Consider the following 14,771-nt stretch of genomic DNA (forward strand, 5'->3'; position numbering starts at 1 on the left):
CTGAAAATCGTGAATGACAAATTAGTAGGAAACAAAGTCCTGGAGAGTCACTGCTTGGGTATCCCCTGATCCAAGGACCCGGTATCCACCCCAAACCAAAAGCTGCCATCCTTGTTATCAAAATACATATGCCGGATATTTCCACCGCTGGGCACTGAGGTTTCGCTGATAAACTTCTCCGATTCTGTATCAAAAGCCAAAATGATATTCGGGATATTTCCTGTGTTCGCCACCCAGATTCGCCCCTTGTTGTCCAGTGCCATACCGTAGGGGCGCGGGTTTTCGCCGGGGAGTTTCCACTCTGTAAACGCCTTTGTGTCTGGCATATACCGGCCCAGGTAACCGCCCGGATAATCCACATACCAGATATTGCCAGAGGGGTCAATTTCCAATCTTCGTGGGCGGGCACTGGTGCGGGGGAGGGAGATTTCGGATACGGACATACTTTTTGGATCTACCCAGGCCAGCTTGTTGGTACCAAACAGTGCTACCCAGGGACGATTCTGTGGGTCTATTTTGATGCCGTAGGGACGTGCCCTGGCAGTTTGAGGCGTAACAACCCGAACTTCCCCATTACTGACATTCAGTAGGCCGATGCGATTGCTCTGTTGCGCGGTGAACCAGATATTACCTTCCCGGTTAAAGACCAGTGTGTGGGGATCATCGACGCCCTTGGGCATCGGGTATTGCTGGATTTTACCGCTTTCCGGGTCCAGGCGCCCGATATGCGCATTGCGATTACCGGCGTACCAAACCTGATCCTGTTTATCCACAATCAGATTGTGCGGATGGGTACCTTCGGGTACCTCATACTGCTTGAATTCCTCACCGGTTGGCGTAAACCGGCCGATATAGTTGCCCGCCTGTCCGCAAAACCAGATGCGTCCTTTGTGGTCAACATAAGGGTCTCTTGGCAACCCCTCCCACGGTACCTTCCATTCCTTGAGTGTCAATTGGTTTGGCAGGCTGGCTTCCTGCGCCAGCGTATGAAATGACGTCAAAATAGATAGCGCGAGGTAAAGAATGGCTTGCTTTAGCAGGCCAAAGTGCTTTTTGTTTGTAAGCATTTACTTACTCCAGGGGCTTTTTGTTAATGATTAAGCTGTCACAGGTGATCCGATACCAATTTTCCGCGCATAAAACAGTGCCTGTGGGGATGACGGTAGTTGGGAACAGCATAGGCGAAGACGTGGCAGTTTTTTCTAAACAGGTCCACACCACTGAGTGATCCAGCGCCGTTTTCATCATACTCCCCGGCCATTTTATTGCTCAAGGTATCCCTTGTCCTAGAAACCCAAATTGCCTCACCTGCTGTTATTGTGCCCCTATGCTATACAACCTGTGATGGCCGGAAGCTTCCTGTTGATGCTTGCGTCCAACATGCCACCATCCGTTTTTGTTTGGAATCCGCTGCTCAATAAATTTTTGATCGAGAAAGGCGCCTTTACCAATATCGTTATTGGTTTTTGCAGAACGTGTGTAACGTTTGTAGCTTTCTCGTCGTCCTGATGGCCTTTGTTTTGCTATTGCTCCGGAAGCAGCTGTCGGCACTGCTGTCATTAATGGTAAATCGTTTGCTTATTCGCCAGTTTTATACTTTGAACTTAAGTACTAGTTCTGCTCTATCTATATGGTACGGAAGTCTTCCCATTCGTTCCTGTTTTTCAGTACATTGAAAAATGTTTGCATATCCAATCCATGGTGGGGTTGTTGGATATCAAGAAATCCGAATTGCATCACAAATAGGAACTTGGATTTTTCCTGGATAAGGGTATTCTAGTGAAAGTTACTTTCTGGAGAGATATGCAAGTTTCATTTTCTGGTGTATGTCGCGATTGATGGCGCATATGGAACTAAAGTACCAATGGTATTTTGTAATTATATCTGTTCAATATGATCGGTGGCTTGAAGAGAATGGTCAATCCCATGGGGTTAACTTTTCAAAAAATATTGATCTGGAGATGGGATTTGGCTATTAGGCGCTGTCTTAGCCTGTTGCTCAAATTACCAAAACCATGGATTCACTATTGTATTTCTTGGAAGTAGGGTCATGTTTGTAAAATAAAGATCATCTTCCTGATTGTCAAAAATATTATGTGATTATGACTCGAAAAATGTTCAGTGTTTTTCGAAAGAAATGTTTTTTATTCTTGAATCATTAGTTGTACTGCCTCATGTTGTTCCTGAATGCCCCTTGCTACATTCCGTTATGTCCAGTTATAGAAAACCCAGTCAATTGCTATAATAAAGTAAGTGGTAATAAGTTATTTGCAACTTTCAGATTTCAGTTCCCACTTCAGATAATTATTCCGCCAAATACTGTTCTATTTTTGTCTTTGTTACTTAATAAAGCGGGTATTAAATCATCTGAATTACTTCATGAAAATAAATTCACTGTTTTGACATGGGTGTCAAAAGGCTGTGTGCAGACAGCGCTTTGTGTTTTTCAAATAGTTAAAAAGTTATCAAAAATATCTATGTTCGCAAGGAAATGGGGGTTTTGGATTTATGAGTTTTAAAAATAATCTCCAACATTTTTTACAGGTAATGACATTGTTTCAAGTGCCTAGAGCCATAATAATATAATTGAGGGGGTATGCATAATACAGAGAAAACAACAATCAATAAATAATTAAAAATTTCACATTCATTATACTGGATTAAATGATGTTAACTAGATTTATAATTGCTCTTTCATTCTTTATGCTGTCTGGTTTTGGCTATTCGTTGCCTAAGCCGCCCGATAATGACTGTACAGGCCGAGCTCCGCTGGTTTCCAATGTAAGTTTGCCGAGTTCGGACGCAGACGGTAACTACGATTTAAAATTTTATCTTAATCCGAGATTCTTTACACCTTGTAGCGAAGTGGTTACAGAAGTGAGTAAGGATGGTGGCGCTTATAAGGTATATAGTCACTATGTCAAGTCGGGGGAAAGTATCCTTAATGTTAAGAATATGGATTCCGGTATTTATAAATACCGGATCAAACACTATTACGTTGGTGATATTAATGGTTCCAACTGGGTGTACACCGATGAAATTAAGGTAATCAGGAAACCCAACACGTCCGGCAGTGTCAGTTTTTCCAATAATGAAGGCGGTACCGACAGAAACGGTGTGTTTACTTTACAGTGGGGCGCTCCACAAACACCACCGAAAATTAGCGGGTATCATGTGGATCAGTGTTTAACCTCTTGCGATAGCAGTGGTAGCTGGAATCGTATCTATTCATCATCCAGCACTGGGACAAAATCCATTAGAGTTCCCTCATCAGGAAAAATAGGTAATGGTAAATACCGCTACCGCGTGCGTGCTTATGTCAAAGTGGGTAATACTGTAAAGGGGGGATCCTGGAAATACAGTACATACCTTACGGTTAATCGAAAACCAGACGCGGTAACAAATTTTACCCAGCCAAGCGGCGGTACACAGACGGGTAATTTCCAGGTGGCCTGGAGTGCGCCCACAGGTGCCTTCGATCCAATCACACAGTATCAGATACAGTGCAGTAAAGATGGTGGCAGTTTTACCTTCAATAACTGCGGCGACAATAATACCGGCACAACCACCACCTTACCGGTTAATTTACCATCAGGCACGGCTGGGACCTATCAATTTCGAGCGCGTGCATACAATACCGCCGGCTGGGGGCCCTGGACACCTTCTGCGAATTATAAAGCAGTCTCGGTGAATATCCCACTGCCTAAACCTACCGGTGTATCCATTACTACGCCGGAATCCAGCGATTTTGGTGACTACGATATCAGCTGGAATGCATCCGGGAATGTAACTGCTTACCAGTTGCAAAGGGAATGTAAAACCGGTACAGAAACCTGTGGCGCAGATGGTTGGCAAACTGTGCAACTCAACAACGCCACTGCAAAAACCTATGAGGTGCGTGGGCAGATCGCCGATAAATACCGCTATCGGGTAAAGGCCTGCAATGGCAATCAATGTACGGGGTGGCAAACCAGCAGCTGGGTGAAAGTGCATAATCTCGATGGTATCGAGCCTGCGGTCGTGCTTACTGGTGGCGGCACGCCTGGACAAATGGCTTACTCGACCAATGTCACCAGAACTGGCGATGCGATCATTAATATTCCTGTAGAAGTGGCCCCCGGGGTCAATGAGCTTACCCCTTCGGTCAGTATAAACTATTCGGGTGCGCGCTTTAGGCAACGCAAAAATGAATCTTTGCCGGAAGATTATTTGGGCTATGGTTGGCGTATTGGTGGCTTTGGTGCTATTCGCCGCTGCGTGGTTGGCAGACCCAATGCCGATAAAATACTGTTGAGTAACTCGGACTCTATTTGCCTTAATGGCGAGCCGCTTGTTATGGTATCCGGCAGCAAATGGAGTGCAGGCAGCAAATATCGCACACAAAAGGATAGCTTTCACCTTGTCACATTGAAAAATGAAAACGGCAGGAAATGGTTTGAGGTACAAACCCCTGACGGTAAGGTGCAGGAGTATGGCAGAACCGGTGACAGCCGTTTAAAAGTTGGACTGTCCACGCATTTTGGCTGGACACTCAATAAAGTGACTGATGCTTTCGGTAATACCATCAACTATACATACCACCGCGATACAGTAGAGGGTATTAACTACCCGCTGGAAATAACTTACGGTAACGACTCAGATGCTCGGATCTTGTTTGAATACGGCACACGCAGCGATGCACCGCCCCAACCGCTGGATTCTGGTGATATACAGCAAGAGCAACTGGTTTTACTGCATCATATCAAAGCACTTTATAATAATAAGCTGGTCAGAAAATATAAATTAATCTCTGAAGATGAAGGGGAGATAGAAGATTACCGACGTTTAAAGTATGTCCAAAAATGTGCCTTCGACGCAAACGGCAATAATGAATTATGCTTGAATCCTATGGCGTTTGAGTGGGTTGTACCTGACAACGAAAATCCTATTGACTTTAATACCGGCGTTTCTGAAATTATCGATACCCTGGGTCAAAGTACGCGCTTTTATCATGCGATGATTGCGGATAATTCCAATGATGGCTTGTTTTCTGAAAGGCCTTTTGGTCAAGGCACAACGCCGGTCAATGGCACTCCCCTGGCTGCGGTGGATGGAAAATACCGCTCGGTGGTTTCCGAGGTTTGGCGCTCTAACGGTAATGTCAACGGTTGGCATAAAACCAGCTATGCATACCAGGGTAATGGATTTGTCAGCAACAACCGGCGCGGATTTTTGGGCTATCATGCACAAAGAGTCCACGACTTGAGTTCTAATATTGTTACTTACAGGCAATTCCGTCTGGATTATCCCTATACGGGTCGTATTGCCAGGGAAGTACAATATGCGGGTGTCTATCCTGGCAGTAACGAGTTGCTGGCAAAGCGTCAACTCAGGTATGGTAATTTAGACCTTTCAGCGGGCTTGAACTCTACCAAATACATTTATGTTAAGCAGAGCCTGGATTGGGTTATTGAAAACGGGCAGACACTTGGCTATAACTTTTACACCCACTTGCCCCAAAAAGCCAACTATGGCGATCATGGGGAACTTGTAGGTAACATGGTAAAAACCGCTCGTTTTGCGCTTTCCGCCACTGTGCCAGCCGATCAGGATTTTTGGGGTGAGGTTAAATCCATTTCTGTCACTGGCATCAAGCGCAGTCAAGAAACCATTACAACCTATAGCAACAGCACATCTGACTGGTTGATCAGTTTTAAGGAGGCAGAGCAGGTTAGCCACTTTAATGGCCCTTTAAACCGGCAGGCTGATGTTGTGCAAAGCGTCGTCTATACACGCTTCGGCGATACAAATAAAGTGGGCACGGTTACACGCTTCCCGGATGACGCAAACTACGAATTGACAACGGAGTATGACTATGATGCAAGCGGTAACATAATATCGGAAACCGTGACCGGTGCCGGTATTGCAGAGCGTACATCAACGGTCAATAACTATGTTGATAAGCGTTACCCAACTACCATTGCTAACGCACTGGGCCAAGCTATGTCGCTAGACTATGACAAGCGCTTTGGTTTGGTGAAATCCATTCATTTTAATAACCGGACCACCACAATTCACTATGATAATTTTGGGCGGGAGAAAAAACGGATCAATGCCGATGGTGTAGGCTTTAGTACCACACGGGAATTTTGCTATGCGGGTAGCTGCCCGGTATATGGTGACCAGCTTACTGCTTACCAGATCACCACGGATTCACCCATAACACCAAGCAGTACGCGTTATTACGATGTTCTGGGGCGTATGGTCCAGCAGGATACCCAGGCCTTTAACGGTGTGGATACAACAAGGAAGGAATATAATTATGATTCCCTGGGCAGGATGTATTTAGAAACCGCGCCCTATTTTGTCGGTGACGAGAAGCCGCTGACTACCTATCAATTCGATATCAGAAATCGAATTACCCAAATTGACCGCCCCGATGGTTCCCAGGTTCGCACCACCTACGCACCGACCAGTGGTGCCGGGCAATATATGATGACGGTGGAGGAGGATGTTTTAAATGGTTCTGGTGATTTTCAGGAGACACAGGTAAAAACCACCACCTTTAATTTCCTTGGTGACCTGCTGCTGACGGTGGATGCCGTGGGCACTTCCGAGCGGGTAGCCACCAAGTACACTTACAACGGTGCGGGCCAATTGGCTTCTGTGTTAGTCAATAATGACGCTTCGACAGAAACCCTGTTTGACTATGATTCAGCCGGCTATCAAAATGCAATGACCACCCCGGATACGGGCTTGATTACCAGTGCCTATAATGCACTGGGGCAGCTGGTAAGTCAGACCGACAACAGTGGTCAGTCTGTCAATAGCAGTTATGACAAGCTGGGCCGCCTGCGCTTTAAGGAAGACGGCCAGGGCGTTGCGGAATGGATCTATGACCCCGTAAATGGTATAGGACTGCTGGGGAGTCGTACTTATACCAGCGGCGGTAGCCAGGTATACCAGGAGGTCAACAGCTATGACACAGACGCAAAGCTGGTAAATACCCATACGCGCTTACAGGCAGGCGGTCTTGTGCGCAATTACCAACAGGACTACAGCTACGATAGCCGGGGCCGTATGGCTTCTGTAACCGATCCTTCAGGCTCGGTTGTACATTACCAGTACAATGGCCGGGGATACCTCCATCAGCTTACCGACGGCGCCAGCGTACTCAAGGCCTTCGACAGTGTAAACGCGCTAGGACAGGCCGGGGAAGAGCATTATGGCAATGGCATTGTGACAACCAGGGTGTATAACCCTGACAGTGGCAGGCTGGAAAGTATCGTATCCACAGGTGCCCAGGAGATACAAAACAACACCTACCACTGGCGCAGCAATGGCACCCTGGAGAGCCGTATAGCGAATGGTGCAGGGTCAACCACCAAGCGGGAGACATTTGGTTATGATGGATTAAACAGGCTGCAGACGGCGCAAACCTGGTTGAATAATACCAGTCAACGCACTTTGACCACGCTTTTCGACAGACTTGGCAATATCCAGAGCAAAACCAGTAGCATTGCCAGTGATACCGCTGTAACAGACTATCAGTACGGGCAAGCTGCCAACGCGGGAGCACATGCGGTAAGCTCGGCTACAATCAATGGCATCAGCTATACCTTCCGGTATAACCAAAATGGGGCAATTGTGCGCTATGACGCGGCAACCGGGGATGATAAATGGATCAGCTGGAATGCCAGGGGGCTACCTACAGAAATTGTAGTAGGCGACAGCCAGACCACACAAACCCCCACGGCCCGCGACCGCTTCAGCTATGGCCCGGGCGGCCAGCGATTCTATCGCGAAAGCAGCTACTGGGATGAGGGCCAGCAACAGCTGGTAACCGATAAAACCTTTATTGTTGGTCACTTTGAGGATTTCCTGCCAGGCAATGATGCGGAGTACAACCGGATACAGAAAACCCGGATTGGCGATACGATTATCCTGGTGACTGCCACCGATCACGCCGGGCTTTCCATCAATACGGTGGAATATCTGCACCGCGATCACTTGGGTTCTGTGGAGAAAATCACCGATGCAGAGGGCAACCTGTTGTTAGGTGCATCGGAAACCTTGGCGTATGACCCCTACGGCAGTCGCAGGAGTGGCGACTGGTCCGGGGATATGAGCGATAGCGACTTACAAGCGCTGTTAGCGGCCCAAGGCCTCAGTACCAATCGCGGTTTTACCAACCATGAACAATTGGACCGTACTGGGTTGATCCATATGAACGGTCGTATCTATGACCCCATTCTCGGTCGTTTCTTAAGTCCTGACCCGATTGTGCAGGCACCAACCCATAGCCAAAGCTGGAATCGTTACAGCTATGTAATGAATAACCCTCTCAGTTTGACAGACCCTAGCGGTTTTGTATGGATGGAAGAAGTCACCGTAACCGGGCATTATCATGAGCCTGACTTTTCCTGGCTATGGTCAAGTTCACTGTTCGGTGGTGGCTACGATAACTGGGATAGCTTCAATGGTGGTTGGGGTGGAGGTAGTATTTCTGCGCCAATCAGCCAGAAAAGTCAGGATAACAAAAAAGCCACGGAAAAAGCTAAAGATGATCAGGAGGAAATGGAAGAAGTTAATGTTGAACTCACCTGCGAACAGCAAGCGGCAGCGGGTGTTCCCTGTAATGGAGATGCCTCGTCAGGATCAGCTTCAGAGTTCGCATCAGGATTTCTATCCTATTTTACTGGAGTTGCTGGTACTTTCCGCTACGCGGGGAGACGGCAAGGTTTTTATGGTGATATTGAAAAGCAGCAAGCGGAACTTGAGCAAGTGGTTTTAGAGGAAGTTGCTAATCAAGTTCTTTCCAATGAGTTCATTAGAGAGCAAGCAGCACAAGCGGCCATAAATTATGCAAAAAATAACCCTCATCGCGTAGCCGGTAGAGGCACGGCGATTGTGGTGGTCGGTATAGTTACTTCCACGGTAGGTGCTGGTCCTGGCATGGTTCTGGGGGGCTTGTTGGGTGTAACAGCGGTACACGGTAACTCGAGAAATGCGGTGGAATCAGGTGTTGATACAGTAAAAGGTGTTACTAACGCTGTTGTCGGCGGCACTCATTGATTGAATCAATAATGCATGAGACTATGGAAATGAAATTTAAATGCGTGAGTTGCAATCAAAAAACAATTTCATTTTTTGAAAAATGGCGATCCGGGATATTTTCTAAAATTGTTTGTAGTAACTGTGGGGCAAAACAATACGCAGGCAGTCTGCTATTTAGTTTAATTCAAGGAGTTTATACCCTTCTGGTTGTGGTAGGATTGTTTGCTTTGTTCCTGTATCCTTACTGGTGGTTAATGTCTCTATACGTGTTGATAATAATCATATGTGAGTATGTGAAAACTATCCTGGTGCCGTTAAGAAAGGTTAGTAATTCAACTTAATTTGTTATTGCTTTAATTCCCACTTCCCCTCAGGTTTAGGCTTGGGGGGTTGTTGGTTTACATTTATAGGAGGTGGTGTGGACTCTGTAAGTATTTGCTATCCTGGGGTATTTTTTCGGAGTTTAATTTTACGACTGTTCCTCTAAAATTCTCTTATATTCCAGATCGGATTTTATTGATGTGGTGAAAGCGCCGACTCTCCAACTCTTTTTATTCTGTGAAGCTAAAGGGGTCGCCGCATTATGCGTACAAAGTGCCGGTGCCCAGATTCAGGTTTTGATTTTATGTGATACACACAGACTACCTGATGATATGTCTCCGATGATAGGAAAGATCACTCTGTGTTAAGAGGAGAGCAGAGTTTACCAAATCGCCGCTCCCTTAGGTATTGCACTTTTTATTCGAAATCCTGACATCTTTCAGGTTTACTTGACAGCAAAATGCCCTCAAGTATATTTAAAGTGGATTGCACTCCCTGAACAAGATAAGCCTGCATGCCTGCTATTCTGGCGGTGGCGACATTGCTGGCATTATCATCGAAAAATACAATTTTTTTAGGGTGGATTTTTAATGTTTCGATAGCGAATAGAAAAAACGCTATCTCCGGTTTTGCCATTCCAATTTTATGTGAAGCAAAGATATGTTCAAAATAGTCATGGGCGCGAAATTCCAGTGTGATTCTTGGCCAGTGGATGGCATTCGTATTGGATAGTGCAGATACACCGAACTTTCTGCTGATATCCACCAGTAGTTCCGTTGCGCCGGGATAGAAGCCTTTTGGCCATTGCTCAAAGTGGGAGAGAATTTCATCAACCGTGTGATCCAGCTTCAAGTCTTGTTTTATCCTATGGGCAAACTCACTTGGGGAGATAAGCCCTTTCTCGAAACTCCTTGCAGGTTCTGTTAACAGCCAATCAGAAACCGGCATTTTCTGGGCAGGGAGCGGCGAGCCTGAAAGCTCTATCAGGACACCGCCAAGGTCAAACAGTATCCATTCTATCTCCCGGCCCATAGCGTACCTGTGTTGTGGGGCATTGTTGCAGTGGTTCCTGTTATCCCCACTTTCCGCCCGTTTCTTACCTGCAGCAGTGTGTCAATGTAAGACAACATTTCAAAATTTCTAACGATGGATCATGTTTGTTTAATTTGTACTATTGTGCCGCTTGTCTGAAATTGTCGGTCCATCACTCTCAGCGGGTTTATCAACGCACAGGGGGTTCGCAATCGCTGGCAAACGGCAGACAGGCCCAAACTGAAAGGTTTCCGGCTCTCTCTCGTGGTGAAGAATCTACTGGTGAATGCTGACCAACCCATTGTCCCACAGGAGAACCCCTAACCGAAGAGGGTATATTTGAGTCGGGCAGGGAGTGGCCTTTTGGCAGGATTTGTATTTAGTATTTATTTATATGGCTTAAAACTGAGATTGGTTTAACCAATAATGGCTGTATTGCCTGCTTTTTTGCTATCTGCCCTGTTTCGTGGTGATAATTCTCTCTACGCATCTGTTACCGATACACTATTGAAACTGTCTGGGGCTTCGGTCTCCTGGCCAAGAGCGTATTTGCGCACACCGCCCGCCTTGTGCGGCTTGGCGGATGATCCGCAGGATGTTGTTTGCCGGTGGGCGGGGATCGTGTCTCTTATCGTTAATTGGTGCATAAAGTGGTACGGTAGGCACCCCTAATAATTGAATAACACTTTATGTGGCTAGGAGTTGTACTTATGGCACAGATCAAAGCTTTGGATAAAAAGGCACATGCCAACCTGAAATTCACACAGGACATCACGTTTGACCATGTCAGTGGCAATCACATCCTGCCGCTGGTAGTCCAGGAGATGGTGCAGGCGAGCCAGAGCTACCCGATCCTGTTCGTAAAAGACCAGAATACCGATCAGTTCAAAGTGGTTGCCCTGACAGGCCTGCGCCCCGGTGAAAACCTCTTTTCCGGTAGTGAGGGCTGGAATGGCAGCTATGTTCCGTTGCAGGTACGCACCTACCCCTTTGTACTGGTGAAGAATCCCGAAGATGCTGATCAGGCAGTGCTCTGCATTGATGAAGATTCCGGGATGCTGAGTGAATCCGAAGGTGAGCCACTGTTCGATGCGGATGGTGAGCAAACTGACTACCTGAAAAACTGTGCCCAGGCAGTTGTAGAGGCCGCCCAGCGTGTGAGTGTTACCGAGCAGTTTGTCGAATTCCTGGTATCCAAGGATTTGCTTACCCAGAAGAAATTGACCCTGCGTGTTACCGAGAGCGACAAGCCCTACGATCTCACCGGCTTTTTCGTGGTGGATGAAGAGAAACTGAATAAGTTGTCCGATGAGGATTTCTTGGAACTGCGCAAACGTGGCGCGCTGCCGGCCATCTATGCCTCCATAATGTCTTCCATGCAGGTCCAGAGCCTGATTCGCAAAAAGCGGGCCGGTTAATAATCGGTCTTGCCTGTCTGCGCTGCGGGTTGCCAGTGATATGCCTATGGCTACCGCTGCACTGGGTGCGATAATGCCCCCTCTCTCAAAGGCTCGTGCTTAGACAAGATGAAAGCGGGGTGGGGTTTTCCGGCTGGCGCTTTTCCCAAGGGGTGTGCCAGATCAGCCGGGATCACACGCCTATTCCGACACTGGAGCGCCGGCCATGGCGCTCTGCAGTGATGCTGCAGGCGTCACGCCTGTGGGCGGCAGCACGGTCGGTTTTGGTGCTGCTGTTTCGTTGCCCGCCTGTCTTGGCCGCGGCGCAGTCACGCCATTGATTCCCAGGATGCCATTGTCGGGCCAGGGCTTTTTTCTGCGTCTGGTTTGGTATTTGTGCTGCAAAGGAGGGGAGCTGGGCAAAAGAGATGGCTGGGGCGGTAGGATTCGAACCTACGCATGACGGGATCAAAACCCGCTGCCTTACCGCTTGGCTACGCCCCAGTTTCTAATCTGTACAAGGTGGACCTTTGGCTTGAAGTGGTAGCAAGGGGGAGACTTGAACTCCCGACCTCAGCATTATGAGTGCTGCGCTCTAACCGGCTGAGCTACCTTGCCATTTTCCCTGTTCTTGCCCGGGCCTGACCGAGGGCGCGCATTATCGTTCTCCCGGTTGGGTGTGTCAACTCTTTTTTGTATTCTTTTCAGTTAGTTAGGAGGTTTTCTTTGGCGTCCGGCGCAGGGCCCGGACGACGCCTGGGGCCGCTGATGGCGGCGAGGGCGGAGCCCGCCACCACGGCGCCGGCGCCGGTCCAACTGATCCAGTTGAGGGGCTCTACAGCGATGTAGTCCGGCCAGGTGGCGCTGATCAATGTGCTCAATAGCAGGGTAATAACCGGCACCAGTGACAGGGTGGCGCTGACGCTGGATGCCTCCCAATGGACCAGGGCCTTGCTGAAGGCGCCGTAGGCGATCAGGGTGTTGGCGGTGAGGAAAGCCAGCAGCGCCCACTCGAGCCCGCCGAGGTGTGTGACCGCCAGCGGGTCGGCCATGGGCAGGAAGCAGAGGGTACCGGCGATGTAAATCAATACCAGGAGGTCCTGTGGTGTGGCCCTGCAGAGAATCTTTTTCTGGAAGAAGCCGTATACGGCCCAGGCCACAGCGGCCACCAGGATGTACCCCAGACCCAGAAGATAGTCTTCGGCGCCGTCGGTCAGGTTGCCCAGGCGCTGATTGAAAAAGAGCAGCAACCCGGTTACCACCATGGCCACGCCGCACCACTGGCGCGGCGAGAAGTGCTCCCCAAGCCAGAGTACGCTGGAAATCAACAACAGCAATGGCGCCAGTTGAATCACAATTTGCGCAGCGCCAGGGGTGATGTAATCGAGGCCACTGGCATAGGTGAGGTAATTGACCAACAGTCCCACAACGGCCAGCAGGGTAAAAGGCAGCAGGCCGCGGCCAAACAGTGCCCCGAGCTTCAGCTGTCGCGATTGGCCATAGTAGACGCCCGCCAGCACAGCGGCGCCGGCAAAGCGGTACCAGGTGGCCGTTTCCGGACTGATATGCTCCAGCAGGCCTTTGAGGGCGATAGGCAGGGCGGCCCACATAAAAACGGTTACCAGGGCCAGGGGCAGACCGATTTTCCAGTTTGATTGCGCCATGGGTTCCAGGTCGGTGGAAAGCCGCCCCGGCGACAGGGCGGCGAAAAAAGAAAAGGGTCAGACGTTAAAGCGGAAGTGGATGACGTCTCCGTCCGCAACAATGTAATCCTTGCCCTCAAGGCGCCACTTTCCGGCTTCCCTGGCGCCGGTCTCCCCGTCACAGCTGACAAAGTCGCTGTAGCCAACCACTTCCGCGCGAATAAACCCTTTCTCGAAATCAGAGTGGATCTTGCCGGCAGCATTGGGCGCCGTGGCACCGAGGGGGATGGTCCAGGCGCGCACCTCTTTGACACCGGCGGTGAAGTAGGTATGCAGGCCCAGCAACTGATAGCCAGCGCGAATCACCCGGTTGAGGCCGGGTTCCTCCATACCCAGTTCGTGTAGAAACTCCTGTTTCTCGTCGTCGTCCAGCTCGGCGACTTCCGCTTCCAGCTTGTTGCAAATGGGTACCAGCACGGCATTCTCTTCCGCGGCAATAGCGGCGACCGCATCCAGGTGTGGATTCTGCTCGAAGCCCTCTTCGTGTACGTTGGCGATATACATGGTGGGCTTCACGGTGAGCAGGCTCAATTCGCGCAGCTCGGCCAACTCCTCTTTTGCCAGGCCGAGGGAGCGCAGTGGCCTGGCTTCGTTCAGGTGCGGCTGGATCTTTTCCAGCAGCGCTTTCATTCTGATCGCGTGCTTGTCCTGCCCCTTGGCGGCGCGTGTATAGCGCTGCAGGGCCTTTTCCACGGTATCCAGGTCGGCCAGGGCCAACTCGGTATTGATCACCTCGATATCGGACAGGGGGTGCACCTGGTTGGCTACGTGGATCACGTTGTCGTCCTCGAAACAGCGTACAACGTGGGCGATGGCGTCGGTTTCGCGGATATTGGCGAGGAATTTATTGCCCAGGCCTTCACCCTTGGAGGCACCCGCGACCAAACCGGCGATGTCGGTAAATTCCATTGTGGTTGGAATCACCTTCTGCGGTTTGACAATCTGCGCCAGCTTGTCGAGGCGGCTGTCCGGAACCGGCACAACGCCGGCGTTGGGTTCGATGGTGCAGAAGGGGAAGTTCTCAGCGTCGATGCCCGCCTTGGTCAAAGCATTGAACAGGGTGGATTTGCCCACATTGGGCAGGCCGACAATACCGCAAGTAAAACCCATAGTGCTATTTTCCCGTTTGCCTGGGGCGTGTCTGCACGCCCTGCTGGTCTGCGTTGGAGAGTCCGGTCGTGACAGTGCTGGCGGGAGCCTGGATGAGCGGGGTGTATGGCCATCAAACAACCGGGCCAGCCGGCGCAATACCGGCGATTTGGCGCAGCACACTATCAAGTTT

9 protein-coding genes and 2 tRNA genes are annotated in these 14,771 nt (G+C 49.4%); 3 read left to right on the forward strand and 8 right to left on the reverse strand.

Going from position 1 to position 14,771, the window contains the following annotated elements; genetic code table 11:
- Nucleotides 1-47: 47 nt before the first annotated feature.
- The 3 genes from M8T91_RS04625 to M8T91_RS04635 are packed head-to-tail and all read right to left on the reverse strand — an operon-like array spanning nt 48 to nt 1,560.
- The gene (locus M8T91_RS04625) at nt 48-1,067 is read right to left on the reverse strand and encodes a Vgb family protein (protein ID WP_301417279.1); all 1,020 of its coding nucleotides are present in this window, start codon (nt 1,065-1,067) and stop codon (nt 48-50) included.
- 38 nt (nt 1,068-1,105) lie between these two features.
- On the reverse strand, nt 1,106-1,273 hold the full coding sequence (locus tag M8T91_RS04630; protein ID WP_301417281.1) for a hypothetical protein: 168 nt from the start codon (nt 1,271-1,273) through the stop codon (nt 1,106-1,108).
- Nucleotides 1,274-1,314: 41 nt separating this feature from the next.
- Nucleotides 1,315-1,560, reverse strand: a complete 246-nt coding sequence (locus tag M8T91_RS04635) for a hypothetical protein (RefSeq protein ID WP_301417283.1) — start codon at nt 1,558-1,560, stop codon at nt 1,315-1,317.
- A 1,317-nt stretch (nt 1,561-2,877) separates the two neighbouring features.
- On the opposite strand from M8T91_RS04635, the gene M8T91_RS04640 reads away from it, so the two are divergent.
- On the forward strand, nt 2,878-9,054 hold the full coding sequence (locus tag M8T91_RS04640; protein WP_301417285.1) for an RHS repeat-associated core domain-containing protein: 6,177 nt from the start codon (nt 2,878-2,880) through the stop codon (nt 9,052-9,054).
- Between the two features lie 720 nt (nt 9,055-9,774).
- Here the strand turns inward: M8T91_RS04640 and M8T91_RS04645 are convergent.
- Complete coding sequence (locus M8T91_RS04645) at nt 9,775-10,389, reverse strand: HAD family hydrolase (RefSeq protein WP_301417287.1); 615 nt, start codon at nt 10,387-10,389, stop codon at nt 9,775-9,777.
- 710 nt (nt 10,390-11,099) lie between these two features.
- On the opposite strand from M8T91_RS04645, the gene M8T91_RS04650 reads away from it, so the two are divergent.
- Both M8T91_RS04650 and M8T91_RS04655 read left to right on the forward strand, forming a co-directional pair.
- Nucleotides 11,100-11,807 carry a SapC family protein gene (locus M8T91_RS04650; RefSeq protein WP_301417289.1) on the forward strand — a complete coding sequence of 236 codons (708 nt, stop codon included), beginning with the start codon at nt 11,100-11,102 and terminating at the stop codon, nt 11,805-11,807.
- A 205-nt stretch (nt 11,808-12,012) separates the two neighbouring features.
- The gene (locus tag M8T91_RS04655; protein WP_301417291.1) at nt 12,013-12,249 is read left to right on the forward strand and encodes a hypothetical protein; all 237 of its coding nucleotides are present in this window, start codon (nt 12,013-12,015) and stop codon (nt 12,247-12,249) included.
- On the opposite strand, the gene M8T91_RS04660 is transcribed toward M8T91_RS04655, so the two are convergent.
- The 4 genes from M8T91_RS04660 to ychF all read right to left on the reverse strand — a co-directional run bounded on the left by M8T91_RS04660 (nt 12,216) and on the right by ychF (nt 14,599).
- Nucleotides 12,216-12,290, reverse strand: a tRNA-Gln gene (locus M8T91_RS04660). The genes M8T91_RS04655 and M8T91_RS04660 overlap by 34 nt on opposite strands.
- Nucleotides 12,291-12,327: 37 nt before the next feature.
- Nucleotides 12,328-12,404, reverse strand: a tRNA-Met gene (locus M8T91_RS04665).
- Nucleotides 12,405-12,490: 86 nt separating this feature from the next.
- Nucleotides 12,491-13,450 (reverse strand): DMT family transporter, encoded by a 960-nt coding sequence (locus M8T91_RS04670; RefSeq protein WP_301417293.1) that lies wholly within the window; start codon nt 13,448-13,450, stop codon nt 12,491-12,493.
- A 57-nt stretch (nt 13,451-13,507) separates the two neighbouring features.
- The gene (ychF, locus tag M8T91_RS04675; RefSeq protein WP_301417295.1) at nt 13,508-14,599 is read right to left on the reverse strand and encodes a redox-regulated ATPase YchF; all 1,092 of its coding nucleotides are present in this window, start codon (nt 14,597-14,599) and stop codon (nt 13,508-13,510) included.
- Nucleotides 14,600-14,771: the final 172 nt, after the last annotated feature.

This window comes from Microbulbifer sp. MI-G (assembly GCF_030440425.1).
In the GTDB taxonomy this organism is placed as follows: domain Bacteria; phylum Pseudomonadota; class Gammaproteobacteria; order Pseudomonadales; family Cellvibrionaceae; genus Microbulbifer; species Microbulbifer spongiae.